Raw genomic sequence first — 25,555 nt, forward strand, 5'->3', positions numbered from 1 at the left:
AGGTGGCCGAAGCCTGCTGCCTTTGGCGGTAGATCGAGCGAGATCCGATCGAGCGAGACATGTCCGACGCCGCGTTGCCGCTTCCTGCTTCGCCCGAGGCCGACATCCTGTCGGCGCTCGGTGCGCGCTCGATCGTGCTCGTCGGCATGATGGGGGTGGGCAAATCCACCATCGGCCGCCGCCTGGCGACCCGCCTCAAGCTGCCCTTCGTCGATGCCGACACCGAGATCGAGGCGGCAGCCGGCATGACCATACCGGAAATCTTCGAGCACCACGGCGAGCCGCATTTCCGCGACGGCGAGGCGAGGGTGATCGCGCGCCTGCTCGAGAGCGGACCCGTGGTGCTGGCGACCGGCGGCGGCGCGTTCATGCGGGAGGAGACGCGCACGCGCATCGCGGCGAAAGCGATCTCGATCTGGCTGAGGGCGGACCACGACGTCATCATGCGCCGCGTGCGCCGCCGTGCCGACCGTCCGCTGCTCCAGACCGCCGACCCCGAAGGAACCGTGGCCCGCCTCCTCGCCGAGCGCGAGCCGGTCTATGCCGATGCCGACCTCACCATCGCCTCGCGCGACGTGCCCCACGACAAGATCGTCGAGGAATGCATCGAGGCGCTGCACGCCCGCCTCTGCGGCGGACACGCCGCCCAACCACCTGCCGACGTTGCGAGTGCGTTAAGATGACTGCGCCATTGAAACATTCCGATCCGGTCAAGGTGGACGTCGCGCTCGGCGATCGCGCCTATGACATCGTCATCGGCCGCGGCGTGCTGGCCTCGGTCGGCGAACGGCTCGCGCGCCTGCGCCCCGGTGTCCGCACCGCGATCGTGACGGATCGCACCGTTGCGAAGCACTGGCTCGAGCCGACCGAAGCTTCGCTCGCCGCCAGCGGCATTCCGACCTCACGCATCGTTGTCGAGGAAGGCGAAATCTCCAAGACCTACGCCGGCCTCGAGAAGGTCAGCGAGGCCCTGATCGCCGCGAAGATCGAGCGCAACGATCTCGTCATCGCGCTCGGCGGCGGAGTGGTCGGCGATCTCGCCGGCTTTGCGGCCGCGATCCTGCGCCGCGGCGTCGATTTCGTGCAGGTGCCGACCTCCCTGCTGGCGCAAGTCGATTCATCCGTCGGCGGCAAGACCGGCATCAACTCGCCGCAGGGCAAGAACCTGCTCGGGGCCTTCCACCAGCCGGTGCTGGTCATTGCCGACACCGCCGTGCTCGACACGCTGTCGCCGCGCCAATTCCGGGCCGGCTACGCCGAGGTCGCCAAGTATGGCGTGCTGGGCGACGAGGCCTTCTTCACCTGGCTGGAGAAGAACCATTCCGACATCTTCAAGGGCGGCGCGGCCCGCGAGCACGCCATCGCGACCTCGTGCCGTGCCAAGGCGGGGATCGTCGCGCGCGACGAGCGCGAGACCGGCGAACGCGCGCTGCTCAATCTGGGCCACACTTTCGGTCATGCCCTGGAGGCTGCGACCGGCTTCTCGGATCGCCTGTTCCACGGCGAGGGTGTCGCGATCGGCATGACGCTGGCGGCACAGTTCTCGGCGAAGCTCGGCATGATCGGCGAAGCCGACGCAGCGCGGGTCGAGCGTCATCTGATCGAGGCGGGGCTGCCGACGCGCTTGCAGGACATCGCGGGGTTCGCGCAGGAAGGACTCGCCGATGCCGACGCGCTGATGGGTCTGATGGCGCAGGACAAGAAGGTCAAGCGCGGCAAGCTCACCTTCATCCTGCTCGAAGCGGTGGGACGCGCGGTGATCGCGAAGGACGTCGAGCCGGCGCTGGTGCGGGATTTCCTGAAATCGAAGCTGTCGCAATGATGGCGGGATCGTCCGGACATGCCGCCCACACGGAAGGGCGGACGGTCACGGCGGTCGCGAGGCAAACATGAGTTCGATCTCGATCAATCTGCTGCTTGCGGTCCTCTTGCTCGCTGCCAACGCGTTTTACGTGGCGGCGGAGTTCGCACTCGTGAAGAGCCGCGGCTTCCGCGTCAAGGCCATGGTCGAGCAGAACCGCTTCGGCGCGCACCTGCTGCAGGCCATGATGGGAAACATCGAATCCTATCTCGCCTGCTGCCAGCTCGGCATCACCATGGCCTCCCTCGGGCTCGGCTGGATCGGCGAGCCGACCGTGTCTGCGCTGCTGAGCCCGGTCCTCAGCCCGCTCGGACTGTCGGAAGCCACGCTGCACTTCACCTCGTTCGTGGCGGGTTTCCTGGTTTTCTCTTCGCTGCACATCATCATCGGCGAGCAGGTGCCGAAGACGCTTGCGATCAGGGAGCCGATGCCGGTGTCGCAGTGGATCGCGTATCCGCTTCATGTGTCCTATCTCGTGTTCTATCCGCTGAGCTGGTGCCTCAACACGGCCTCGGGCGCGATCCTGCGTCTGATCGGAGTCCAGGAGTTTTCGCAGCACGAGATCCTGACGGATTCGGAAATCGAAGGCCTGGTCGAGGAATCGGCCGTGCACGGCAAGATCGAGAGCGGTGAGGCCGAGTATATTCACAACGTCTTCCGCCTCGGCGAGCTGACCGTGTCCGACGTGATGGTTCACCGCACCGCCATGGTGATGATCAATGCCGACCTGCCGCCGGAAGAGCTGGTGCGGGAGGTGCTGGCTACCGAGTACACACGCATTCCGCTGTGGCGCGAAAAGTCGGAGAACATCATCGGCATTCTGCACGCCAAGGATCTGCTGCGGGCCATCCGCGCGTCGGAGGGCGACACGTCGCGCATCGACGTCACCACCATCATGCTGCCGCCCTGGTTCGTGCCGGAGATGCGGCCGATCTCCCAACAGCTCAAGGCGTTCCGCCGCCGCAAGACGCATTTCGCGCTGGTCGTGGACGAGTACGGCGAGGTCGAGGGCCTCGTGACGCTCGAAGACATCTTGGAGGAGATCGTCGGCGATATCTCCGACGAGCACGATGTCGTGGTCGCAGGCGTGCGCCGCCAGCCCGATGGCTCTGTCGTGGTCGACGGCTCGGTCCCGATTCGCGATCTCAACCGCGCGCTCGACTGGCATCTGCCCGATGAGGAGGCAACGACGGTCGCCGGCCTCGTCATTCACGAGGCGCGATCGATCCCCGACCGCGGCCAGAGCTTCACCTTCCACGGCTTCCGCTTCCGTGTCCTCCGCCGCGAGCGCAACCGCATCACCGCGCTCCGTATTTCACCGGTGCCGCGCGAGACCGAGCTGGAAGAGGCCAAGCCGAGGCGGGCCGGCACGTCGTTTTGACGCAGCAGATTTGGACGTCGGAGTTTCCACATCGTCATGGCCGGGCCTGACCCGACCATCCACGTCTGCGCTGTTGCGCGAATGAACGTGGGGGGCACGGGTCAAGCCACTGCATGACGAACGTTTCAACTATGTGCAAGCTCGTCCGGGACGGGAGGGTAGCATCAGCCTTCCCCCGGCGCCTGTGCCTGGATCGCGAGCGCATGCACGCCGCCGGAGAGTTCCGCGGCCAGCGCCGAATTTATCATGCGATGTCGGTCGACCCGGCTCTTCCCTTTGAAGGCATCAGACACGATATAGACGCGAAAGTGCGTCTCGCCGCCCGCCCGATGGCCGGCGTGCCCCTCATGCAAATGTGACTCGTCGACGACTTGCAGGCTTTCCGGCGTGAAAGCTTCCTGCAACTTGTTGCTGATAGTGTCTTTCATAGCCATGTGTGCCATTAAGGTGCGCGATCGCACTCCGTCAATACCCGGACGTCCAAGGTCATTGCGACCGGGTGCTCAGCGAATTGCAATGTCAAGACTTGAAGGTTTTTGCATTGCGTAGTCAAAGTCAGCCATGCCGATCGATTCATCAAAGTTCTTCGACTCCATCCGCGTCAAGCCGCGCGGCAAGCAGCCGGAAGTGAAGCCGCGCGACACCGCCGTCAATTGCGAGTGGGCGGGCTGCGCGAACAAGGGCTCGCATCGGGCGCCCAAGGGGCGCGAGAACCAGCGCGAGTATTGGCATTTCTGCCTGGATCATGTGCGCGAGTACAACCAGAACTACAATTTCTTTTCCGGAATGAATGCCGACGCCGTCGCACGCTACCAGAAGGATGCGCTGACGGGCCACCGCCCGACCTGGAAGATGGGCGCCAATGGCGGCAAGAAGAATGCGGAAGCCGAAATCGACATGGCGTCCGATCCGTTCAGCATGTTCTCGGAGATCAATGGCCGCGCCAACTGGCGGAAGGGTCCCGAAGCCCAGCCCAAGGCCGAGACGCGCAAGGTGATGAATGCCGAGCGCAAGGCGCTCCAGGTCATGGGCCTCGGCCCCAGCGCCACGCTCGCCGACGTCAAGACGAAGTACAAGGCGCTGGTCAAGCAGCACCACCCCGACGCCAATGGCGGCGACCGCTCCACCGAAGATCGCCTGATCGAGATCATCAAGGCGTACAATTATCTGAAGACGGTGGTGCGGGAGGCGTAGGGTGCGGCAGGCGCCTTGCTTCCACGCATGCTTTCCAAGCTCATAATGAATGCCGTCCGCCCGGAAGCGGACGGCACCATCAACGTCACCTCACCCGGCAGACGCGGACGCGCTTGACGATGCGACGCCCGTGATAGCCGCGCTTGACGACCGTGCGTACGGTGCAGACTCGTCGCGGAGCGTAATGATAGCGAGCGTTCACGATGTCCGCCGAGACCGCAGCGCCCGGGATCGGATGAGCCGTCAGCGCATGGGCTGGCATTGCGAGTGACGACAGAGCGAGCAGCGTTCCTGCAGCGAGGGCGTAGAAGAGTTTCTTCATTATCGTTCCTTTGTTGCCTGCCCCTGAGAAGGCATTCGTTGGGGCAAGCATGAATGCGCAGCGCGCGTTATCGTTCCGGATCGCCTGCTGAAACCTTCGTCGCATGCTCGTAGAAAGCCCGGTGATGGATTCGGCAGGCCGGAGGTCGCTCGCGATCAGTCCGCAGGCATCGCGCCCACATAGGACGAGCTCGGCCTGATCAGGCGCCCGGTCCGCTGCTGCTCGCGCGCATGCGCGGTCCAGCCTGCGGCGCGCGCGACCGCGAAGACCGGCGTGAACGCCTGCCTCGGAATTGCCAGCGCATCGAGCAGGATCGCGGTGAAGAACTCCACATTGGTCTCCAGCGGCCGATCCGGATTCTTCTTGCGCAGTGCGCTGCGGATATAGGCCTCGACCTCGCCGGCAAAGGGCAGGTCGGCGCCGTCCGCCGCGAGCCGCTCGATCGCAGCCTTGAGCACGTCGGCCCGCGGATCGCGCACGCGATAGACGCGATGGCCAAAGCCCATCAGCCGTTCGCCGCGCGCGAGCGCTGCATCAACCCAGGGCCGGATGCGACCGCTTGAGCCGATCGCATCGAGCATTTCCAGCACCGGCTCCGGCGCGCCGCCATGCAGCGGGCCGGTGAGCGCGCAATAGCCGGCGGTGACGGCGGCGAACAGGTCGGCCTGAGTCGAGGCCACCACACGCGTCGTAAAGGTGGACGCATTCATGCCGTGATCGCAGACCGTCACGAGATACGCGTCGAGCGCCGCGACCTCGCGCGGCTCCGGCGAGGAGCCGCGCAGCATCCGCAGCGTATCGGCGGCATGGCTCGCATTCGGATCGGGCGCGACCGGCTCGAGCCCCTTGGCGCGGCGAACCAGCGCGCCCGCGATCACCGGCAACGCGCCGACGATGGTCGCCTCGTGCGCCAGCCCGTTCTCTGCACGAAGCCCCGCGACGCCTGCGCGAAACCCGTCGACGATGCCCATGCCGCGCGTCGCCGGCAGGAGGTCGCCCAGCCGTGCGAAGGCGCGCTCGCGCGCCGTGCCCAGGCTTGCCCGCACATTGGCTTCGCTGAGATTGCTCTTGCTGGCGCCGTTCCAGAGCCGGGCAGTGACGCCTTCAAAGCTGGACTGGCTTGCCAGCCGGCCGACATGCTCGCCGGCGATGATCAGCTCGCCCCGCTCGCCGTCGACATGACTGAGCACGGTCTCGGCGGCGGGAACGCCGTCCAGCCCGATCTGGCTTTTGGTGAGGTGGATGTTCATGGCCCAAATCTCCCTTTTGCATTGCACGCAGGGGAAAGGTCAGGCCTCTCGACACATTGATCAATCTTGATTACATAAATCAACATGAAAAATTCTTCGGCGCTCTACTTGTCTGCCCGGGAAGCCGCCGCCGAGCTCGCGGTTTCCCCGGCCACCCTCTACGCCTATGTCAGCCGCGGCCTGATCCGCTCCGAGCCGACGCCGGACTCCAGGAAGAACCGCTACCGCGCCGAGGACGTCCGAGCGCTGAAGGAGCGCCGCGTGCCGTCGCCGGAGCCGCGCGGACTGCGTAGCTTCGATGCCGACCTGCCGGTGATGGACACCGAGATCTCGACCATCACCGAGGAGGGTGCGATCTACCGCGGCGTCAATTGCGTCGATCTTTCCGAGAGCGATACGCTCGAGCACACGGCGACGCTGCTCTGGGACGTCTCCGGCGTCGATCCGTTCGATCCGGACAATCAGCCGGAGATTTCCGATGAGATGCGCGCGATCGGCCAAGCCGCGCGCCGGGCCGCGCCGATCGACCGCGCCATCGCCGTGCTCGCGCTGGCCGCGAGCGCCGATCCCCGCGCCTTCACCCGAGCGCCCGACGGCCGCGCGCTCGTCGGTGCGCGCATCGTCCGCCTGCTGGTTGCGACCATGCTCAACGCCGAGCCGTCGGCCGAGCCGCTGCATCAGCAGATTGCCGGGGCCTGGGTGGCCGACAACAAGCATGCGCCCGACCTGATCCGCCGCGCGCTGGTGCTGCTCGCCGATCACGAGCTGAACGCCTCGACCTTCACCGCACGCTGTGCCGCCTCGACCGGCCTCAACCTCTACGACTCCGTCATCGCCGGGCTCGCCGCGCTCAAGGGCCCGAAGCATGGCGGTGCCGGCGTGCTGGCCTCGCAACTGGTGAAAGCGCTGGTCGATCGCGATGTCGAGCCGATGGTGCGCGAGCGCGTCGCGCTCGGCGAGCGCTTTGCCGGCTTCGGCCATGGTGTCTACAAGCGGGGCGACCCCCGCGCGCAATCGCTGCTCAATGCGCTGTCGCGCGCCGGGGCGCCGCGAAAGTTCACCCGCGAGGTGCCGGAGCGGATCGCCGAAGCCACCGGCGAATTCGTCAATATCGACTACGCGCTCGCCGTCCTCGTGCACGCGCTGCGCCTGCCCGCCGGCAGCGAGCTCGCTCTGTTCGCGATGGCGCGCAGCGTCGGCTGGATCGCGCATGCCAGCGAGCAATTGCAGTTCGGGAAGTTGATCAGGCCGAGGGCGAGATATGTGGGGCCTGCGCCGGGGCGTCGGGCGGGAGCTGCTGGTTAGAAGCTCGATGCCGGGCTGTCGTCCCCGCGTTCGCAGGGACGGCATCTTTGGCGTCGCAGCAGCCTACTCCCCCGGCTTGGCCACGGCGGCAGCGCCGTTCCGCCGACGGCGATAGATCCACATCCCGACGCTCGCCGTGACCGCAACGCCCACCACGGTCAGCATCCAGATATGCTTGCCGACATGCTGGTGATGATGCAGCCCGGCATAATCGTGCAGCGCGGTGACCGCGAGAACGCCCGGCAGCACATGCGCGGGGGCCCAGGCCAGGATCGCCGGGATGTTCACGGCGTAGAATCTCGCGGGCGCCATGCCCAGGGCGCCGGCGGTGACGGGCACGAAGGCGCGGATCGGCGGGACGAAGCGGGCGAAGAACACGGCCCACGTGCCGAAGCGGTTGAAGAAGTTTTCGCTCTCGGCGACCACGCGGGGATAATTGGTCAGCGGCCAGGTGCTGAGGATCTCGCGCTGGCGCCGGTGGCCGATCCAGTAGGCCGAGCCGTCTCCCAGCAGCGCGCCGGCTGCGGCCGCGAGCAGCACCCATGGCAGCTGCAGCTCGCCGCCCGGGACCAGCGCGCTCAGCGCCAGGATGATGGTCGAACCGGGGATCACCGATCCCACCACCGGCACGGCTTCGAGCAGCGCCGCCAGGAACAGGGTGAGATAGCCGAGCCAGGCATGGGCCGAGACGAAGGCGATGAGGGGATCGAGGAAGGATGTCACGTCGTCTCTGCGGCCGGCTGGAGAGCTGGAGTTCGGACCCTACATGGGCAGGCCCATGCCGCAACAGTGCCATCGCGGGCTGCTGCGCCCAAATCGCAGGGAAATTGGGCGTGATTCGCAAGGCAGCCCTCCAAAAACTGCGTTCCTTACCTATCTAAATGAAAAGACAACGGAACTTTGATTGTTGCCCGGGCTTCTGCCGGCTCGTTGTCTCTGATAGGTTGCTTTCCAGCACCCAGCCGCAGCCAACGTGCGAATAACCGGTTTCGGGACCGCCCGGGACCTCGGAGGATTGATGACGACCGCCGCCCTGTCCAAAGTTGAGGAAGTTTCCGGTCTGCCCGACATGAAGGTGTCGGTGCGCCAGGTGTTCGGGATCGACAGCGATCTCGAAGTGCCCGCCTATTCCGAAGTCGATCCTCACGTGCCCGAAGTCGATTCCGATTACCGCTTCGACCGCGCCACCACGCTCGCCATTCTCGCCGGCTTCGCCAAGAACCGCCGCGTCATGGTGACCGGCTATCACGGCACCGGCAAATCCACCCATATCGAGCAGGTCGCCGCCCGCCTGAACTGGCCCTGCGTGCGCGTCAACCTCGACAGCCACATCAGCCGCATCGATCTCGTCGGCAAGGACTCCATCGTGGTCCGCGACGGCAAGCAGGTCACAGAATTCCGCGACGGCATCCTGCCCTGGGCGCTGCAGCACAACGTCGCGCTGGTGTTCGACGAATACGACGCCGGCCGGCCGGACGTGATGTTCGTGATCCAGCGCGTGCTGGAGGTCTCCGGCCGCCTGACGCTGCTCGACCAGAACAAGGTGATCAAGCCGCATCCGGCGTTCCGCCTGTTCGCGACCGCCAACACCGTCGGCCTCGGCGATACCTCGGGCCTCTATCACGGCACCCAGCAGATCAACCAGGGCCAGATGGACCGCTGGTCGATCGTCACCACGCTGAACTATCTCAGCCACGACGAGGAAGTGGAGATCGTGCTGGCCAAGGCCAAGCACTATCGCACCCAGGAGGGCCGCGACATCGTCAACAAGATGGTGCGCCTGGCCGACCTCACCCGCAACGCCTTCGCCAACGGCGACCTGTCGACGGTGATGAGCCCGCGCACGGTGATCACCTGGGCGGAAAACGCCGACATCTTCGGTGATATCGGCTTTGCCTTCCGCGTCACCTTCCTCAACAAGTGCGACGAGCTCGAGCGTCCCCTGGTCGCCGAATTCTACCAGCGCTGCTTCAACGCCGAGCTGCCGGAATCGGCGGTGAACGTGGCGCTGAGCTGAGGTGTGGGATGTCGTCCCGGACCAGCGCAGCGCAGATCCGGGACCCATAACCACAGGCCGTGGTTTTGCGAAGAGCGGGGCCGTCAGTACCTCACTAACTGCTCCCTGTGGTTATGGGTCCCCGCCTTCGCGGGGACGACGGCTCGGGTTGAGCCTGGGACGACGGTGAGATCGAGATGAGCACCACCTCCAACTCCAAATTCCGCAACACCAAGGAAGCGCCGACCGAGCCGTTCAAGCGCTCGGTGGCCTCCTGCCTGAAGGCGATCGCGAAAGCGCCCGAGCTCGACGTCACCTTCGCGGCCGAGCGCCCGGGCCTTGCGCCCGGCAAGGCGCGGCTGCCCGAGCCGGCGCGGAAGATGACCAAGCGCGACGCTGCGATCGTGCGCGGCCATGCCGATTCCATCGCGCTCAAGATCGCCTGTCACGATCCCAAGGTGCATCGCAAGCTGATGCCCGGCAATCCGCAGGCGCGCGGCGTGTTCGAGGCGGTGGAGCAGGCCCGCGTCGAGGCGATCGGCGCGCGCCGCATGGCCGGCGTTGCCAAGAACCTCACCGCGATGCTCGACGACCATTTCCATCGCGGCAAGTTCGACGAGATCACCGACCGCGCCGACGCGCCGCTCGCCGATGCGCTGGCGATGCTGGTGCGCGAGCGCCTGACCGGCATGGCGCCGCCGGCCGCGGCCAAGAAGATGGTCGACCTCTGGCGTCCCATCCTCGAAGACAAGATCGGCAAGCGGCTCGACCGGCTCGACGGCGTGCTCGAGGACCAGTCCAAGTTCGGCGATGCCGTGCATGACCTGCTCTCGGCGCTCGAGCTCGGCGACGAGCGCAGCGCCGACAGCGAGGACAACGACGAGAACGACGAGAACCAGGACGGCGACAACGACCAGTCCGGCGCCGAGGGCTCGCCCGATTCCGACGCCGCGCAGGAGATGAGCGCCGACCAGGCGCAGGCCTCGAGCGAGGAGATGAGCGAGAGCGCGATGGAAAGCGCGCAGGCCTCGACCTCCGACACCTTCGACGACGGCGAGCTCGGCGACGACGAGACGCCGGGCGAGGCGACGCGCCCGAACCAGCACGGCAAGAACGAGCCGCGCGGGCCGGAATACCACGCCTTCGCGCCCAAGTTCGACGAGGTCATCGCCGCCGAGGACCTCTGCGACCATGACGAGCTGGAGCGCCTGCGCGCCTATCTCGACAAACAGCTCGCGCACCTGCAGGGCATCGTCGCCCGCCTCGCCAACCGCCTGCAGCGCAAGCTGATGGCGCAGCAGAACCGCGCCTGGGAGTTCGACCTCGAAGAGGGCATCCTCGATCCCGCGCGGCTGTCGCGCGTCGTCACCGATCCCTATCACCCGCTGTCCTTCATGCACGAGAAGGAGGCGACGTTCCGCGACACCGTGGTGACGCTGCTGCTCGACAATTCCGGCTCGATGCGCGGCCGCCCGATCACGGTCGCCGCGACCTGCGCCGACATTCTCGCGCGCACGCTGGAGCGTTGCGGCGTCAAGGTCGAGATCCTCGGCTTCACCACGCGCGCCTGGAAGGGCGGGCAATCGCGCGAGGCGTGGCTTGCCGCCGGCAAGCCGGCCAATCCCGGCCGCCTCAACGATCTCCGCCACATCATCTACAAGTCGGCCGATGCCCCCTGGCGCCGCGCGCGCAAGAACCTCGGCCTGATGATGCGCGAGGGGCTGCTGAAGGAGAACATCGACGGCGAGGCGCTGGACTGGGCGCACAAGCGCCTGCTCGGCCGGCCCGAGCAGCGCAAGATCCTGATGATGATCTCGGACGGCGCGCCGGTCGACGATTCCACGCTGTCGGTCAATCCCGGCAATTATCTCGAGCGGCACCTGCGCCACATCATCGAGGAGATCGAGACCCGCTCCCCGGTCGAGCTGATCGCGATCGGCATCGGCCATGACGTGACGCGCTATTATCGCCGCGCGGTGACGATCGTGGACGCCGAAGAGCTCGGCGGCGCCATCACCGAGAAGCTCGCCGAGCTGTTCAGCGAGACCAACACGGCGCCCACGCAAGCCCCCGGTCGCCCGCGACGCAAATTGCATTCGTGAGCACGCATTCGTCCCGCCGCAGCTTCCTTGGGCACGCCGCGGCGGGATTTTCCACTCTCGCCGTCTCCCGCCTCGCGCAGGCGCAGGCCGCGGCCGAGCCGCCGCCAAGAACGGCTCAACGCGCGCTTCAGGTCGAGCACGCGGTCGCAGAGCCCGTCAGCGTCGAGGTCAATGCGCGCCCCATTCCCAATTTCGAGCCGCGCGACCGCTCGCGCACGCGCTTCGGCTCGCTGGACTATCGCAGCGGCCTGGTGCTGACCTCGCCCTATCGCGGCTTCGGCGGCCTGTCCGGCCTCCGCTTCCTCGACGGCAAGGGCGAGCGCTTCCTCGCCATCTCGGACCAGGGTGGCTGGTTCACCGGCGCCATCCGCTATTCCGGCCGCGAGATGACCGGACTTGCCGATGTCGAGGCCGCGCCGGTGCTGGGCCCCGACGGCCGGCCGATCACCGAGAAGAAGCTCTGGTACGACACCGAGTCGCTCGCGCGCGACGGCAATCTCGTCTATGTCGGGCTCGAGCGCGTCAACCAGATCCTGCGTTACGATTTCGCCAAGGGCGGCACGCGCGCCCGCGGCGAGGCGATCGCCATCCCGCCGGCCCTGCGCAAGCTGCCCTACAACAAGGGGCTGGAGGCGATGGTGGCCGTGCCGAAAGGCAAAGACCAGAAGTTGCCGCTCGCGGGCAGCCTGATCGCCTTCTCCGAGCGCGCGCTCGATGCCGACGGCAATCTCATCGCCTTCCTGATCGGCGGCGCCTCGCCCGGCCAGTTCAGCGTGCGGCGCACGGAGACCTACGACATCAGCGATGCCGTGCTGCTGCCATCGGGCGAGCTGCTCATCCTCGAACGCAAATTCTCCTGGTTCACCGGCGTCAACATCCGCATCCGCGCGATCCCGCTGAAATCGATCGCGCCGGGCGCGCTGGTCGACGGTCCCGCGCTGTTCGCCGCCGATCTCGGTCACGAGATCGACAACATGGAAGCCATCGACGCCCACGTCACGAGCGAAGGCGAGACGGTGCTGACGCTGATCTCCGACGACAATTTCTCGATGCTGCAGCGGACCCTGCTGCTGCAATTCACGCTGACGGAGTAGGGCAGTCTGTCTCGGTGGGGACGCTGGCTTGCTTCAAACCGCCATTGCGGAAATGCACGCCCGGGCTACCCCCCATTCCCGCCGCGCAGCTGGCAATCCGCCGCGCGCCCACTACACTCTCCCGCATCATCCTCCTTCCCCGGAACTCCCCGCATGAGCGTCCTGTTTTCCCCGATCAAGCTGCGCGGCCTGACCCTGAAGAACCGTCTCGTGGTGTCGCCGATGTGCCAGTATTCGGCCGAGGACGGCGTCGCCAATGACTGGCACTTCACCCACATCAACAATCTCTGCCTGTCGGGCGCGGCGATGTTCTGCATCGAGGCGACCCATGTGGAGGCGATCGGCCGCATCACCCCGGGCTGCCTCGGGCTCTACAGCGACGCCTGCGAAGCCGCGCTGAAGCCGATCCTCAACTCGGTGCGCAGATATTCCTCGACCGCGATCGCGATGCAGCTCGCCCATGCCGGCCGCAAGGCCAGCAGTGCCAGGCCGTGGGACGGCGGCCAGCTGATTCCGGTGAGCGAGGGCGGCTGGCAGACCGTCGGCCCGTCGGCGGTGCCGCACAAGGAGGGCGAGGCCGCCCCGCTCGCGCTCGATGAAGCGGGCCTGAAGCGCATCCGCGAGGCCTTCGTCGATTCCGCCAGGCGCGCCGCGCGGCTCGGCATCGACGCCATCGAGGTGCACGGCGCGCACGGCTATCTCCTGCATCAATTCCTGTCGCCGATCGCCAACAGGCGCACCGACGAATATGGCGGCAGCCTCGAGAACCGCATGCGCTTCCCGCTGGAAGTGTTCGACGCGGTCCGCGCGGCATTCCCCGCCGACAAGCCGGTCGGCATGCGGGTGTCGTCGACCGACTGGGTCGAGGGCGGCTGGGACCTGGCGCAGACCATCGCGTTCGCGAAAGCCTTGAAGGCGCGCGGCGTCGACTGGATCGATGCGTCCTCCGGCGGCGTCTCGCCGCTGCAGAAGATCCCGCTCGGCCCCGGCTACCAGGTGCAGTTCGCGGACGCGATCAAGCGCGAGACCGGCCTGCCCACCATCGCCGTCGGCCTGATCACGGAAGCGAAGCAGGCCGAAGAGATCGTCGCATCGGGCAAGGCGGACATGGTCGCGCTCGCCCGCGGCATGCTCTACGACCCGCGCTGGGCCTGGCACGCCGCCGCCGAGCTCGGCGGCCAGGTCGAAGCCCCGCCGCAATACTGGCGCTCGCAGCCCTCGACCCAGAAGGAGCTGTTCGGCAAGACCACGTTCGGCGCTAGGTAGGCAGCGCGCTGCCGCCCCCCGTCATTGCGAGCGCAGCGAAGCAATCCAGCATCCCTCCACGGAAAGACTCTGGATTGCTTCGCGGAGCCTGTCATCGGGCCGCGCGAAGCGCCGACCCGTTGGCTCGCGATGACAATAGCAGGCAGGCGTGCACAAGGTGATTCAGGTGTTCTTCACCCCTCCGTAACTCCCCCGAGCTTCCACGGCCCGCCAAACTGGCCTAACCTTCCGCGAAACCAGAGGCAATGGAGGGGCTGCCCATGCGTTATCCTGTCCGCAAAGCGGCTCACATCTTCGAGCGCGTCGGCCTTGCGATGGCGGGCGCCGCCTGCGGGCTGTTCGTCGGCGCCCATGTCGGGTCGGCTATACCGATGCTGACGACGCAGGGCTTCCTGCTGCTGATGATGCTGCTCGGCGCCATCGGCTTCTATCTCGGCATCGACACGCCGCAGATGCCGTTCGACGATGCGCACAGCCAGATCGACGCCGCCGAGTTCATGAGCGCCGCCGGCACCCTGTTTGCGACGCTCACCGCCTTCGTCTCCGTCGTCGTCATCGTGCTCCGGCTCGACCCGCACATGACCTGGACCTGGCTGGTGTTCGCCGGCTGGCTCGCCGGCGTGGTCATGCAGATCGTCGCCGGCGCAAAGGCGAGGATGCGGAAGTAGCTGCGGTCGTGGTGCGAGAGGTCGCGCCGCGAGCACACTGCGTTCCCTCCCCCCTTGTGGGGGAGGGCTAGGGAGAGGGGTAGCCACCCGGCGTGCTGTATCGAGTTCGGGGAGACATGTTGCCGCTGCTCGCACGCGACGAACACCGTTTGCTGAGCCACCCCCCTCCCCAACCCTCCCCCACAAGGGGGGAGGGAGCAGGGCGGAGCACGTGGCTCGACCTGCGCTCGGAGGCTCGAAGAGCGATGTCCCCTGGAGCGTTTTCGAGCGAAGTGGGTACCGGTTTGCGTAAAGAAAACGCGTCAAGACAACAATCCAGAGCTTCGGTTCGGATTCAATCAGAACCGAAAATGCTCTAGAACACCACGCCCACGCGCGTGCCGCGCTTCCACGCGATCCGGCAGCGCTTCTTGGTGTTGACGTGCAGGAGCTCGAAGCGATCGGGAATCTTCACCTGGCCGCCGAGATCGACGCAGGCTCCGCCGGGCGAATAGTCGATCAGCGTGCAGGGGATCACCGGCGCGCGCGGGTCGGTGATGATCTTGGCCTGCCGCGACACCAGCCCTGCGGGCTTCACGCGGGTAAATCGGCGCGGATGCTGTGGCACGTCTCCTCCAAGTCCGCAGGTTCGCGGTGATCGTGCCGAATGATCGCAAGGAGATGATGCGATCCGGCTAAGGCGCGGAGGAGAATTTTAATGAAAAGTGTCGGCGAACCGGGAAAGCGGCGGTAGCTGGCCACCCGCCAGGGGAGGGTAAGGGACAGCGTGCCGCGATCCTCACGCCTCCGCCGTCTCCCCCGCCGCCAGGTCCGCCCCCGGCTCCACCGGCATCGGCACGGTCACGTAGTCCTTCGGCATGTTCACCGGCCGGTAGTCCGGCTCCACCGCCATCCGCTTCAGCACGCTCTCGTGCACATGCGCTCCATCGGGAATCACGCGCGGCTCGGCGTCGGGGATGTAGAAGCCGAGCACCACCTTGCGCTCCGGCCATTCCCTGTATGTCGCGCGCTTCGGCACATATTCCAGCAGGCGCCAGGCCCAGTTCATGGAATCGTGCAGCGTGCCGGTCTTGCCGGTGAAGGCGGGCGCCACGTAGTGGAACGGCGAGTTCTTGCGCTGGACGCCCCAGGCGAGCTGGTTCACGGTGCGCGGGTTGAACTTCAGCCCGGCCTTCGCGGCCTCCGCGATCATCCACAGCAGCGGATATTTCGATTGCCCGCTCTCCGCCTCGGGATAGCCGCCGCCAACGTCGCCATGCACGCCGGCGAACCACACCTGCCGGATGTCCTGCGCCACCTTCTTCTCGTCGGGCACGTAGCGGTTGCTCCAGAACTCCTGCGGCTCGCAATATGTGTTCAGGCGGAACATGCGACGGCGCTCGTCGATCGCGATCGCCTGCCGGAAGGTCCTGACGCTGGGATTGCGCCGCGTGAAGGCGAGCTCCTCCAGGCTCGGCAAGAACAGGCGGTCGGGGCGCGGCACGATCACGCTGGCCACGCTGTCCCATACGCCGACGAAGTGGATGGTCGGCCACCGCGTCGAGGTGATGCGCGCGAACTGCGCGGCGAGGTCGAACTTGTCCTTAGGGACCGGCCCGCTCTCGTCGAACGCGACGTCCTCGACGTCGGCGGCATCGTTGCCGTGCCCGGTGCCGGAATATTGCTTGTAGGCGATCAGCCCTGAGCCTGCGAGGTTCGCCTGCTCCGGCGAGATCAGGCCGATCTTGTGGATCAGCCCCGCCAGCACGCGCACCGTGTAGGCCCCGCGCGAGAAGCCGAACAGGTAGATCCTGTCGCCGGGCGCGTAATGCTGGACCAGGAAGCAATAGGCCGAGAGCACGTTGTCGTCGAGCCCGTAGCCGGTGGCGAGCCCCAGCACCATGTTGACGTTGGCCTTGAAGCGGTGCCACGTCGTCGGCTCCGTCACCGTGCCGACCCCGGGATCGTAGAACACCAACTGCCGCGGCTGCGTCCTGTCCGTCTTGCGCAGGCAGCGATAGAGCTTCAGGACGTTGGAGATGTTCTCGCTGATCTCGTTGCCGGTGCCGTCACAGCAGATGACGAGATGCTTCGGCTCGGGCTTGCGATCGGTGGTGTGCGCAGGGTCCATGAGGTGCGCCTCCGAGGGATGCTACCGGGGCGAGTATAGCGGAGAATTGGGTGTTTGCCGAACATTACCCTGCGTCATCAATCGTCACTGTTACTCACTAAGAGCAATTGGATCCCTAACGCCCACAGTTCGAGTCCAAGTGCAGCGCCGACGGCATCCTCTGGGCTTCTCGCTTCCTCCTTAAGACGGTTAAGTCGTTCATTTCTCTGCGCGCGACGGCGATCGTCGGGTGTGCGCGACGAGCCCTTATGACTCAGGAATGCGCTTGCCTCCCGAAGCTGATGCCGCCTTATCTCCGATCGACTCTCAAGACCTTCATAGACGTGCCAAACCGCGTCTCCTAAGCGTCGTTCGTCGCTGCTCAACCGTTCGCGAATTTTATTCTCTATCAATCCAAGGCGCATCTCCTCAATTTCAGATGGCTCAGAGCAAACGTGAACGGATGATCGATCGTACACGATCCGATGAATGCCGTCTGGAGAGCTCTTTGCGACCAGTGCTTGCCTTATGCTGGTCGGGGAGATCACTATTGACTGATTTAGTACCTCTTTCTTTTCAAAGAGGTCAGCATACTGAGGCCAATCGGCGAATCGAGGCGCCACATAATATGCTTCGGCTCCGTCCATTTCAGCCTTTAGAAGCGTCTCAAATTGCCCATCAGGTTCGGCAGTATCTATTGAAAATCGGAAAAACGGTCTCTGAACTGCTGGAGCTGGAAAACGTTTATCGGTACGTACAAATCTCTCTACCGATTGTCCAAGTTTGAACTGAAGAAGGAGCGCAAGGCCCGGTTTGTCAAACCTTACATCGAACCCAAGCCCCTTCTCTTGAATTAGGCTTGGTAAGAAAGGGACTGTCTTGATGCCTAGGCCTGAAAGAAGGTCTTCCGCTTCTCGTGTTACGCCGTACGGCCGTAACAATCTTGGCGTTTGGGATGAAAGTCCCTCGGATAGTATTCTCTCCTACCACGTAGGCAGCGCGGCCCTCGGGCACCAACACCCGGGCGCACTCGCGCACGGACTGCATCATATCGCTGATGTAGTGAGCAAGAATGGCCTCGTGGCGAGGAGACAGCTTTGGCGTTAACCTCAGGTCACGGATAATTCTCTTTACATTCTCATCCTCGCGCGCGGCATGATCGCCGCATTCTGTTCCTACGCTTTCGGAACGAATGTCGCCAAGCTCGCCAACTGTATATCCCATCCAGATCAAAGAGAATTTGCTACAGCGCATGTAATCGATTGCATTGAGATAAGGCGGTGACGTCAAAACCAGATCGATACTGCCGTCCGCGAGAGGTAGCTTTCGCGCGTCGCCGACGAAATCCATCGGCTTGAGGATCGTCGCGTCAGAGACGCATTGTGGTGCGCCTTTTCCCGCCTCATCATAACAAAACAGGCTGGCGCATCCTTGGCGATGGACCTCTCACACAGCCGTCCTCATAAGGCATTCGATCTTGCTCCGATTAAGCCGTTTAACAAGTTTCTGACCGCTGTAGACCACGTACTCAAGAACTGCATTTCCAAGAGTCAGCTTAACCGTGGTCCCGCAGCGCGAGCATTGCTGGGAGAGGAAAGAAGATATCCTGGCCTGTGTAGGCATCATGCGGTGGGAAGTTGACCCATTTCTCGTTATCGTTGTCAAACGTGTTGTTAAGGTCTAGCCGGGCGGGGGTTGCCGTCACGCCAATGTAGATACCGTCGTGACTGATAAGCTTTTTGATCAGCGCGTTTATCTTGGTGACGTCGCCCTTGTTAATTAGCGCATTCGGTGTCGCGAAATCGGCTTCATCGTCGATAATCACCTTATCGCGGATGCGCTCCAACTTCTGGTTCAGCTTTGTCAGGTCGCTCGCATTCTTCTTGCAGAAGATGACGTGATATCCCGTAGATAAGGAGTATTCCGGATCTATAACGTCTGAGAAATTGCGGGCGGCGGGCGAAAGCTTCGACCGTTGGAAGCGGTCCAGATTTTGTTGAAGTAGCTGAACGCTGTCGTTCAGCAGGTGGACCACCACGCGATGACCATCATCTAGGAGTTTAGCCGTAAGACAGATCATCATCTCTGTCTTGCCACTCTGGGGTTCTCCATAGATGACAAATGACGAGGTGCCACTCTTAAGAGTATCGCAAGCGCTTGAAACAGCTGCTTCAATGCATGAGGTCTGCTTGCTTAGCGACTTCAGCCGATTAAGCTGTGTTTGGTATCTATCGCGCTGCTGCGCAATGGCCCGCAGCTCGGTGATGTCGAGCCCCAATCGATTGCCCCCTAGTTGAACTATCGTTTTGCACGATCATAGCGAGCATTAGATTCGGGGCAAGTTAGGCGGAGGTATAATGAGGCTGACCGAGACAAAAACGGCCGGATCTTCCGATCCGGCCGCCACACAAACTCTACTCGGCTAAGCCTACGCCACGCGACGCAACCTAGCCCCCGCCCAATTTCTGAAAACTCAGCTCGCCTTCTTTTCCGGCGCGGCCGTCGGGCCGACCTTCTTCTGGATGGCGCGCTTCAGCTCGAGGGCGCGCGGCGACAAATTGTCGGCGTCGGCCTTGAGCAGGAAGGGGTCGAGGCCGCCATTGTGGTCGACGCTCTTGACCGCATTGGTGGAGACGCGCAGGCGCACGTTGCGGCCGAGAGCTTCCGACTGGAACGTCACGTTGACGAGGTTCGGCAGGAAGCGGCGCTTGGTCTTGATGTTGGAGTGGCTGACCTTGTGGCCGACGAGGGGGCCCTTGGCCGTCAGTTCGCAGCGGCGAGACATGGTAGAAATCCTCAATCTAAGCCCCCAACGATCTGCGGCCGCCATTCTGGGCGCCACGGGGGCAAATTCTTTCGTCCTTGCAGGGAGCGGGCGGACGTATAGGGGGGAAGGGGCGTTGCGTCAAGTTTTCGGGGCTGTTGGGACGCGGGTTTTCGTGCCGCCACCCTGGTGTCATCGCCCGGGCTTGACCGGGCGATCCACTACGCCGAGGCGGCGCGGCTGGCCAGAGGAGCCGCGCCGTACTGGATGCCCCGATCGAGCCGGGGCATGACGTCGGAGAGAGCGGGAGAGGTAGGAGCCCGCGGCAGCCGCCCCATCATCAAAACGGCAATGTTTGTCGCGCCTTACCATCACATAAAGGGCGTATTCGCGCTTGATGAGTGCAGTGGAGTTCCCGGCCCTTTCGGGCCCGACTACATTGCTTGCCGCGGTTTTTGGCTTAAGTAACAGCGTATCGCGCTCCGATTGGATTGTTTCGTGCCGACAACGCCTCATTTTGCGCAAGAGCTGCGCCCGGTCCGTCCGCGTTTTGCCGGCAGGCTGGTGGCGCTTTGCGCGCTGGGCCTCGGGTTCGGCCTGGCGTTCGGCGCGGCGCCGGCGGCGGCGCAGGGCAAGCTCGAGGCGCAATATGAGGCCTCGCTGGCCGGCATTCCCGTCGGCAAGGGCGCCTGGAACATCGATATCCAGGACGACGTGTTCTCGGCGGCCGCCTCCGGCGGCACCTCGGGGCTGCTCAAGTCGTTCACCGGCGGGGCCGGCACCGGCGCCAGCCAGGGGCGCGTCGTCAATGGCGCGCTGGTCGCGACCGGCTACCAGGCCTCCACCACCACCCAGAAGAAGACCGAGGAAATCCGCATCACCCTCGACAAGGGCAATGTGAAGGATTTCTCCATCCTGCCGGAGCCGCCGGTCGATCCTGACCGCATCGTCGTCACCGAGGCGCATCGCCGCGGCGTCTGGGACCCCATGACCGCCTCGCTGCTGCGCGTGCCCGGCAATGGCGATCCCGTCTCGCCGGAAGCCTGCCGCAACGCGGCGCCGGTGTTCGACGGCCGCATGCGCTACGAACTCAAGCTCGATTTCAAGCGCATGGACACGGTCAAGGCGGAAAAGGGCTACAAGGGCCCGGTCGTGGTCTGCTCGATCTATTTCGTGCCGATCGCCGGCTACATCCCCGATCGCCCCGTGATCAAGTACCTCGCCGCCCAGCGCAACATGGAGATCGCGTTCGCCCCCATCGCCGGCACGCGCATCCTGGTCCCGTTCTGGCTGAAGGTGCCGACGCCGCTGGGGCCGGCCATGCTGGAAGCCACCAGCTTCGTCACCTCCGCCCAGCCTCCGCGCGTCGCCAAGACGCAGTAGGCGCGCTGCGCAGCTCCCTCTCTCTCGGCGTCACTCCGGCCTCGCGCCAGTGGGGCGCGCCACGGAATGGCGAACGAAATCGGGTCCGGAAGCGGGCCCCAATGATTTCAAGGACTTGCCTACTGTGCATGGGGTTGTTTTGCAAAATGGGTTGGGAAGGCCGGCCATCCATCCGCTTCGAAGACGATGGAGGCGGACCAAGCCCGCGCATGGCGCGCCGGGAATCCATTTGACTCCTGCCCGATTCTGATTCGACTCGGGGCCGTCCCCAGTTTTAACGGTCTCGCCCGCTTGTGCGCCTGCGCAAAACTCCATCTAGTGCGCAACCATTGCGAGTCCCGCGACATGTTGCGGGAACGGAACAGGACTCAATCGGGAGTCAGCGATTCGGCCGCGATTCGTTCTAGAGTCGTTCCGAAGCTTAAAGCGAACGGGAAAAGCGTCGCAAAGTGAAACAGTTGCGCGGGGTTCGGGGGATGGGCGTTCCCACACCGGGGCATGACAGCGGAGCGCGTGGCTGGCCGCCCGGCGTTCGGCGGCATGGCTGACACTGCCAAGCCCCCACACCGCCCCATCCAGCACTGACATTCGCCCAAATCGGCACTACCTAATCCCCACACATGGCTTTTTCCTCCTCCCCCTTCGCTTCCGAGCGCGCCCTTCACGATCGAGTGCCTGGCGCGGGCGTCACCGCGGTGCTCGGGCCGACCAACACCGGCAAGACCCATCTCGCCATCGAGCGGATGCTCGCGCATCCCTCCGGCATGATCGGCCTGCCGCTGCGCCTGCTCGCGCGCGAGGTCTACAACAAGATCGCCGCCAGGGCCGGTGAAGCCAGCGTCGCGCTCGTCACCGGCGAAGAGAAGATCAAGCCGAAGAACCCGCGCTATTGGGTCTCGACGGTCGAGGCGATGCCGCGCGACCTCGACGTCTCCTTCCTCGCCGTCGACGAGGTGCAGATCGCCGCCGATCTCGAACGCGGCCACGTCTTCACCGATCGCATCCTCAACCGCCGCGGCCGCGACGAGACGCTGCTGCTGGGGGCCGCCACGATGCGGCCGATCATCGAGCGGCTGCTGCCGGGCGTCTCCATGATCACGCGGCCCCGGCTGTCGCAGCTCGAATTCGCCGGCGACCGCAAGATCACGCGCCAGCCGCGCCGCACCGCCATCGTCGCGTTCTCGGCCGATGAAGTCTACGCCATCGCCGAACTGATCCGGCGCCAGCACGGCGGCGCCGCCGTGGTGCTGGGCTCGCTCAGCCCGCGCACGCGCAATGCGCAGGTCGCGATGTTCCAGAACGGCGACGTCGATTATCTCGTCGCCACCGACGCCGTCGGCATGGGCCTCAATCTCGACGTCGACCACGTCGCCTTCGCCTCCGACCGCAAGTTCGACGGCTACCAGTTCCGCCGGCTCACGCCGTCCGAATTCGCGCAGATCGCCGGCCGCGCCGGCCGCGCCACCCGCAACGGCACGTTCGGCACCACGGGCCGCTGCGCGCCGTTCGAGCCCGAGCTCGTCAACGCGCTGCAGAACCACACCTTCGATCCCGTGAAGGTGCTGCAATGGCGCAACGCCAGGCTGGATTTCTCCTCGCTCGGCGCGCTCCAGGTGTCGCTCAACCTCGCTCCCGGCCACGAGGCGCTGACGCGCGCGCCGATCGCCGAGGACATGCGCGTGCTCGATCACGCCGCCCGCGACGGCGAGGTGCGCGATATCGCGCATGGCAAGGTTGCGGTGGAGCGGCTGTGGGAAGCCTGCCAGGTCCCGGACTATCGCAAGCTGTCGCCGGCCGCCCATGCCGAGCTGGTGACGACGCTGTACGGCTTCCTGATGCAGAAGGGATGCATCCCCGATTCCTGGTTCGAGGCCCAGGTCACCCAGGCCGACCGCATCGACGGCGACATCGACACGCTGTCGGCCCGAATCGCGCAGATCCGCACCTGGACCTTCGTGGCCAACCGCCCGGACTGGCTGAGAGACCCCGAGCGCTGGCAGGGGATCACGCGGGAAGTCGAAAATAAATTATCGGATGCGCTCCATGAACGCTTGACTGAGCGTTTCGTTGATCGCCGGACCAGTGTATTGATGCGCCGCCTGCGGGAGAACACGAGCTTGAATACTGAAATCGGCAAGACCGGCGAAGTCATCGTCGAAGGCCATGTCATCGGCCGCCTCGACGGCTTCACCTTTGCACCGGATGCGGCGGAAGCCGGCTCCGATGCGAAAGCCTTGCAGGCTGCAGCGCAAGCCGTGCTCGCCGGCGAGATCAACGCCCGCGCCGAAAAGCTGGGCAATGCCCCGGACGAGCAGTTCGTGCTGACCTCCGAAGGCATCATCCGCTGGACCGGCGATGCCGTGGCGCGACTGTCTGCCGCAGACGAGGCGCTGCATCCGCGCATCCGCATCATCTCCGACGAGCGCCTGACCGGTCCCCCTCGCGACAAGGTGCAGGCGCGGCTCGAGCTCTGGCTCAAGACGCATATCGAGAAGCTGCTCGGGCCGATGTTCGAGCTGTCGAAGGCCGAGGACGTCACCGGCATCGCCCGCGGCATCGCCTATCAGCTGGTCGAGGCGCTCGGCGTGCTGGAGCGGCCCAAGATCGCGAACGAGCTGAAGGATCTCGACCAGCCCTCGCGCGCCGTGTTGCGCAAATACGGCGTCCGCTTCGGCGCCTATCACATCTATTTCCCCGGCCTGCTCAAGCCCGCCGCGCGTGCGCTCGCAGCGCTGTTGTGGGCGCTGAAGCAGGACAATGTCGATCTCTCCGCGCTCTCGGGCGCGCAGCATCTGGCATCGTCGGGCCGCACCTCGTTTCCGGTCGACAAGGCTCTGCCGCGCGACGCCTATCGCGTGCTCGGCTACAAGCAGGCCGGCGAACGCGCCGTTCGCGTCGACATCCTGGAGCGGCTGGCCGATCTGATCCGCCCGGCGCTGGCCTGGCGCGAGAATTCGCCCGGCGAAAAGCCGGCCGGCGCGTTCGACGGCCGCAGCTTCGTCGTCACACAGGCGATGACCTCGCTCACCGGCTCGGCCGGCGAGGACTTCGCCTCGGTGCTGCGCGCGCTCGGCTATCGCATGGAGAAGCGTCCGCCGCTGCCGCCGAAGCCTGTCGTGGCCGAGACGGTTGCTACCGAAACGGTTGCTACAGAGACGGTCGCGGCCGAGACGCCGCCGGTCGAAGGCAGCGCGGAGACCTCGACCGAGACTGCGGCAGAGGCCGTTGCCGGCCTGCCGGCGGAAACGACTCCCGCGACCGAAGCCGCTGTCGAAGCCGTTACGGTCGAAGACGCGCCCGGAATGGAGCCGCGCGACGAGCCCGCTCAAGAGGAGCCGGCGCTCGAAGCGGCTCCCGAGGCTCCCGTCACGCCCGAAGATGCCCCCGGCATAGCGCCGCCGGCCGAAGAGGCTCCTGCGTCCACCGAGGCTGCCGGGCTCGAAGCCGCTGCTGCCGAGACTGCCGCGGTTGAAGCTGCCGCATCGCCCGACGCTGCTGCGCCCGAGGCTCCGGCCGCGCCCGCAGAGCCCGAACTCGTCGAAGTCTGGCGTCCCGCCGGCCGTCACGAGGATCGCAAGCCGCGCCACGAGCGCCATCGCCATCAGCGTCACCACAACCAGCCGCGCACACAGCCGGGTGCTGAGACTGGAGCTGCACCCGGTGCGGCGAGCGCCGCGCCCGGTGAAGCGGCCGAAGGCGCGAAGCCGGGCCATCGCCATGGCGGACATCGCAAGGACTTCCGCAAGGGGCGCGAAGGTGGCGAGGGCGGCGATCGCCGCGACGACCGCAATCGCAGCTTCCAGGGCAAGGATCGCGACAACAAGGATCGCGATCGCAACCGCGACAACAAGGGCAAATTCGGCGGCGATCGTGACAAGGGCCGCGAGCATCGCGGCCGCGACCGCGACAAGGGGCGCGATCGCCAGGGCGGTCCGTCGCTGCGTCCCTACGCCTCGAGCGCGAACCCGCGCGAGCGCGATCGTCCGGCTGATCCGAACTCGCCCTTCGCCAAGCTCGCCGCGTTGAAGGAGCAGCTCTCGGGGCGGAAGGAGTAGCCCACGACCGAGCGGCAGCGCATCGACAAATGGCTGTGGCACGCCCGTGTGGTGAAGGCGCGCAGCTCGGCCGCTGAGCTCGTCGTCACCGGCCACGTCCGCGTCAACGGCGCGCGCGAGACATCGCCCGGGCATGCGATCAAGGCCGGCGACGTCCTCACCATCGCGCTCGATCGCACCGTCCGCGTCCTGAAGGTCATCGCCTTCAACGAACGCCGCGGCGATGCGGCCTCGGCGCGGGTCCTCTATGAGGAGCTCGGGACGCGCAATTAATTGCGCTTCTTATTCATTTCTTGGTCGATCAAGCGCACAAAGCCGTCATGATCGGGCCTTCCCGATCTTGCGGCGCCGGGCCATCCGCGCTACGCAAGCCGCGACTTTTGAAAGAGCTTTTCGGAGCGTTGGATGACTTACGTCGTCACTGAAAACTGCATCAAGTGCAAGTACACCGACTGCGTCGAGGTCTGCCCGGTCGATTGCTTCTACGAGGGCGACAACATGCTCGTCATCCACCCCGACGAGTGCATCGATTGCGGCGTGTGCGAGCCGGAATGCCCTGCCGACGCCATCAAGCCGGATACGGAACCGGGCCTGGAAAAGTGGCTCGGGGTCAATGCCGAGTACGCCAAGAGCTGGCCGAACATCACCCAGAAGAAAGAATCGCCTGCTGACGCCAAGGAGTTCGACGGCATGGAGGGCAAGTTCGAGAAATATTTTTCTCCGAACCCGGGCTCCGGCGATTAATTCGGGCCCAAACTTAACCCTAATAGCGGCCCTTCCGCCGAAAACCAGCCCTGAAGACCCCTAAATCATTGATTTTTGCGG

At 65.2% G+C, this 25,555-nt stretch carries 22 protein-coding genes; 14 read left to right on the forward strand and 8 right to left on the reverse strand.

Annotation, left to right across the window (positions count from 1 at the left end):
• Nucleotides 1-59: 59 nt before the first annotated feature.
• The 3 genes from K408_RS0112850 to K408_RS0112860 all read left to right on the forward strand — a co-directional run bounded on the left by K408_RS0112850 (nucleotide 60) and on the right by K408_RS0112860 (nucleotide 3,242).
• Nucleotides 60-683, forward strand: a complete 624-nt coding sequence (locus K408_RS0112850; protein WP_024339259.1) for a shikimate kinase — start codon at nucleotides 60-62, stop codon at nucleotides 681-683.
• The gene (aroB, locus tag K408_RS0112855) at nucleotides 680-1,822 is read left to right on the forward strand and encodes a 3-dehydroquinate synthase (RefSeq protein ID WP_024339258.1); all 1,143 of its coding nucleotides are present in this window, start codon (nucleotides 680-682) and stop codon (nucleotides 1,820-1,822) included. The genes K408_RS0112850 and aroB overlap by 4 nt, the downstream gene beginning before the upstream one ends.
• Before the next feature lie 67 nt (nucleotides 1,823-1,889).
• The gene (locus K408_RS0112860) at nucleotides 1,890-3,242 is read left to right on the forward strand and encodes a hemolysin family protein (RefSeq protein ID WP_024339257.1); all 1,353 of its coding nucleotides are present in this window, start codon (nucleotides 1,890-1,892) and stop codon (nucleotides 3,240-3,242) included.
• Nucleotides 3,243-3,406: 164 nt separating this feature from the next.
• On the opposite strand, the gene K408_RS0112865 is transcribed toward K408_RS0112860, so the two are convergent.
• Nucleotides 3,407-3,676, reverse strand: coding sequence for a BolA family protein (locus K408_RS0112865; RefSeq protein ID WP_024339256.1), 270 nt, complete (start codon nucleotides 3,674-3,676; stop codon nucleotides 3,407-3,409).
• 127 nt (nucleotides 3,677-3,803) lie between these two features.
• On the opposite strand from K408_RS0112865, the gene K408_RS0112870 reads away from it, so the two are divergent.
• The gene (locus K408_RS0112870; protein ID WP_024339255.1) at nucleotides 3,804-4,436 is read left to right on the forward strand and encodes a J domain-containing protein; all 633 of its coding nucleotides are present in this window, start codon (nucleotides 3,804-3,806) and stop codon (nucleotides 4,434-4,436) included.
• Between the two features lie 85 nt (nucleotides 4,437-4,521).
• Here the strand turns inward: K408_RS0112870 and K408_RS0112875 are convergent, their stop codons facing one another.
• Nucleotides 4,522-4,758: a hypothetical protein gene (locus K408_RS0112875; protein WP_024339254.1), complete on the reverse strand. Its 237-nt coding sequence runs from the start codon at nucleotides 4,756-4,758 to the stop codon at nucleotides 4,522-4,524.
• A gap of 155 nt (nucleotides 4,759-4,913) precedes the next feature.
• A complete protein-coding gene (locus tag K408_RS0112880; RefSeq protein ID WP_024339253.1) occupies nucleotides 4,914-6,008 on the reverse strand; it encodes a citrate synthase/methylcitrate synthase in 1,095 nt (364 codons plus the stop codon).
• A gap of 84 nt (nucleotides 6,009-6,092) precedes the next feature.
• Here K408_RS0112880 and K408_RS0112885 point away from each other — a divergent pair, with 84 nt between their 5' ends.
• Nucleotides 6,093-7,313, forward strand: coding sequence for a citrate/2-methylcitrate synthase (locus K408_RS0112885; RefSeq protein WP_024339252.1), 1,221 nt, complete (start codon nucleotides 6,093-6,095; stop codon nucleotides 7,311-7,313).
• A 63-nt stretch (nucleotides 7,314-7,376) separates the two neighbouring features.
• Here K408_RS0112885 and K408_RS0112890 read toward each other — a convergent pair whose 3' ends face one another.
• Nucleotides 7,377-8,036 (reverse strand): DedA family protein, encoded by a 660-nt coding sequence (locus tag K408_RS0112890; protein WP_024339251.1) that lies wholly within the window; start codon nucleotides 8,034-8,036, stop codon nucleotides 7,377-7,379.
• 295 nt (nucleotides 8,037-8,331) lie between these two features.
• Between K408_RS0112890 and cobS the strand changes: the two genes are divergently transcribed.
• The 5 genes from cobS to K408_RS0112915 all read left to right on the forward strand — a co-directional run bounded on the left by cobS (nucleotide 8,332) and on the right by K408_RS0112915 (nucleotide 14,439).
• The gene (cobS, locus tag K408_RS0112895; RefSeq protein WP_024339250.1) at nucleotides 8,332-9,330 is read left to right on the forward strand and encodes a cobaltochelatase subunit CobS; all 999 of its coding nucleotides are present in this window, start codon (nucleotides 8,332-8,334) and stop codon (nucleotides 9,328-9,330) included.
• A 176-nt stretch (nucleotides 9,331-9,506) separates the two neighbouring features.
• Nucleotides 9,507-11,411, forward strand: a complete 1,905-nt coding sequence (gene cobT, locus K408_RS0112900) for a cobaltochelatase subunit CobT (RefSeq protein WP_024339249.1) — start codon at nucleotides 9,507-9,509, stop codon at nucleotides 11,409-11,411.
• Nucleotides 11,408-12,505 (forward strand): esterase-like activity of phytase family protein, encoded by a 1,098-nt coding sequence (locus K408_RS0112905; protein ID WP_024339248.1) that lies wholly within the window; start codon nucleotides 11,408-11,410, stop codon nucleotides 12,503-12,505. Before cobT ends, K408_RS0112905 begins: the two co-directional genes overlap by 4 nt.
• A gap of 153 nt (nucleotides 12,506-12,658) precedes the next feature.
• Complete coding sequence (locus tag K408_RS0112910; RefSeq protein ID WP_024339247.1) at nucleotides 12,659-13,771, forward strand: NADH:flavin oxidoreductase/NADH oxidase; 1,113 nt, start codon at nucleotides 12,659-12,661, stop codon at nucleotides 13,769-13,771.
• Nucleotides 13,772-14,031: 260 nt separating this feature from the next.
• On the forward strand, nucleotides 14,032-14,439 hold the full coding sequence (locus K408_RS0112915; RefSeq protein ID WP_024339246.1) for a hypothetical protein: 408 nt from the start codon (nucleotides 14,032-14,034) through the stop codon (nucleotides 14,437-14,439).
• A 355-nt stretch (nucleotides 14,440-14,794) separates the two neighbouring features.
• On the opposite strand, the gene K408_RS0112920 is transcribed toward K408_RS0112915, so the two are convergent.
• From K408_RS0112920 to rpmB, 4 genes are all read right to left on the reverse strand, one after another.
• Nucleotides 14,795-15,046 (reverse strand): PilZ domain-containing protein, encoded by a 252-nt coding sequence (locus K408_RS0112920; protein ID WP_024339245.1) that lies wholly within the window; start codon nucleotides 15,044-15,046, stop codon nucleotides 14,795-14,797.
• 171 nt (nucleotides 15,047-15,217) lie between these two features.
• Complete coding sequence (locus K408_RS0112925; RefSeq protein WP_024339244.1) at nucleotides 15,218-16,549, reverse strand: T6SS phospholipase effector Tle1-like catalytic domain-containing protein; 1,332 nt, start codon at nucleotides 16,547-16,549, stop codon at nucleotides 15,218-15,220.
• A 1,534-nt stretch (nucleotides 16,550-18,083) separates the two neighbouring features.
• Nucleotides 18,084-18,806, reverse strand: coding sequence for a DEAD/DEAH box helicase family protein (locus K408_RS0112930; protein ID WP_024339243.1), 723 nt, complete (start codon nucleotides 18,804-18,806; stop codon nucleotides 18,084-18,086).
• Between the two features lie 195 nt (nucleotides 18,807-19,001).
• Nucleotides 19,002-19,313: a 50S ribosomal protein L28 gene (gene rpmB / locus K408_RS0112935; RefSeq protein WP_024339242.1), complete on the reverse strand. Its 312-nt coding sequence runs from the start codon at nucleotides 19,311-19,313 to the stop codon at nucleotides 19,002-19,004.
• Nucleotides 19,314-19,820: 507 nt separating this feature from the next.
• On the opposite strand from rpmB, the gene K408_RS0112940 reads away from it, so the two are divergent.
• From K408_RS0112940 to fdxA, 4 genes are all read left to right on the forward strand, one after another.
• Nucleotides 19,821-20,675: a DUF3108 domain-containing protein gene (locus K408_RS0112940; protein ID WP_196232369.1), complete on the forward strand. Its 855-nt coding sequence runs from the start codon at nucleotides 19,821-19,823 to the stop codon at nucleotides 20,673-20,675.
• A 620-nt stretch (nucleotides 20,676-21,295) separates the two neighbouring features.
• Nucleotides 21,296-24,730 (forward strand): helicase-related protein, encoded by a 3,435-nt coding sequence (locus K408_RS0112945; protein WP_024339240.1) that lies wholly within the window; start codon nucleotides 21,296-21,298, stop codon nucleotides 24,728-24,730.
• A 21-nt stretch (nucleotides 24,731-24,751) separates the two neighbouring features.
• A complete protein-coding gene (locus tag K408_RS0112950) occupies nucleotides 24,752-25,003 on the forward strand; it encodes an RNA-binding S4 domain-containing protein (RefSeq protein WP_080654872.1) in 252 nt (83 codons plus the stop codon).
• A gap of 132 nt (nucleotides 25,004-25,135) precedes the next feature.
• On the forward strand, nucleotides 25,136-25,474 hold the full coding sequence (gene fdxA, locus K408_RS0112955) for a ferredoxin FdxA (protein ID WP_024339238.1): 339 nt from the start codon (nucleotides 25,136-25,138) through the stop codon (nucleotides 25,472-25,474).
• Nucleotides 25,475-25,555 lie beyond the last annotated feature (81 nt).

The organism is Bradyrhizobium sp. in8p8 (assembly GCF_000426845.1).
In the GTDB taxonomy this organism is placed as follows: domain Bacteria; phylum Pseudomonadota; class Alphaproteobacteria; order Rhizobiales; family Xanthobacteraceae; genus Bradyrhizobium; species Bradyrhizobium japonicum_C.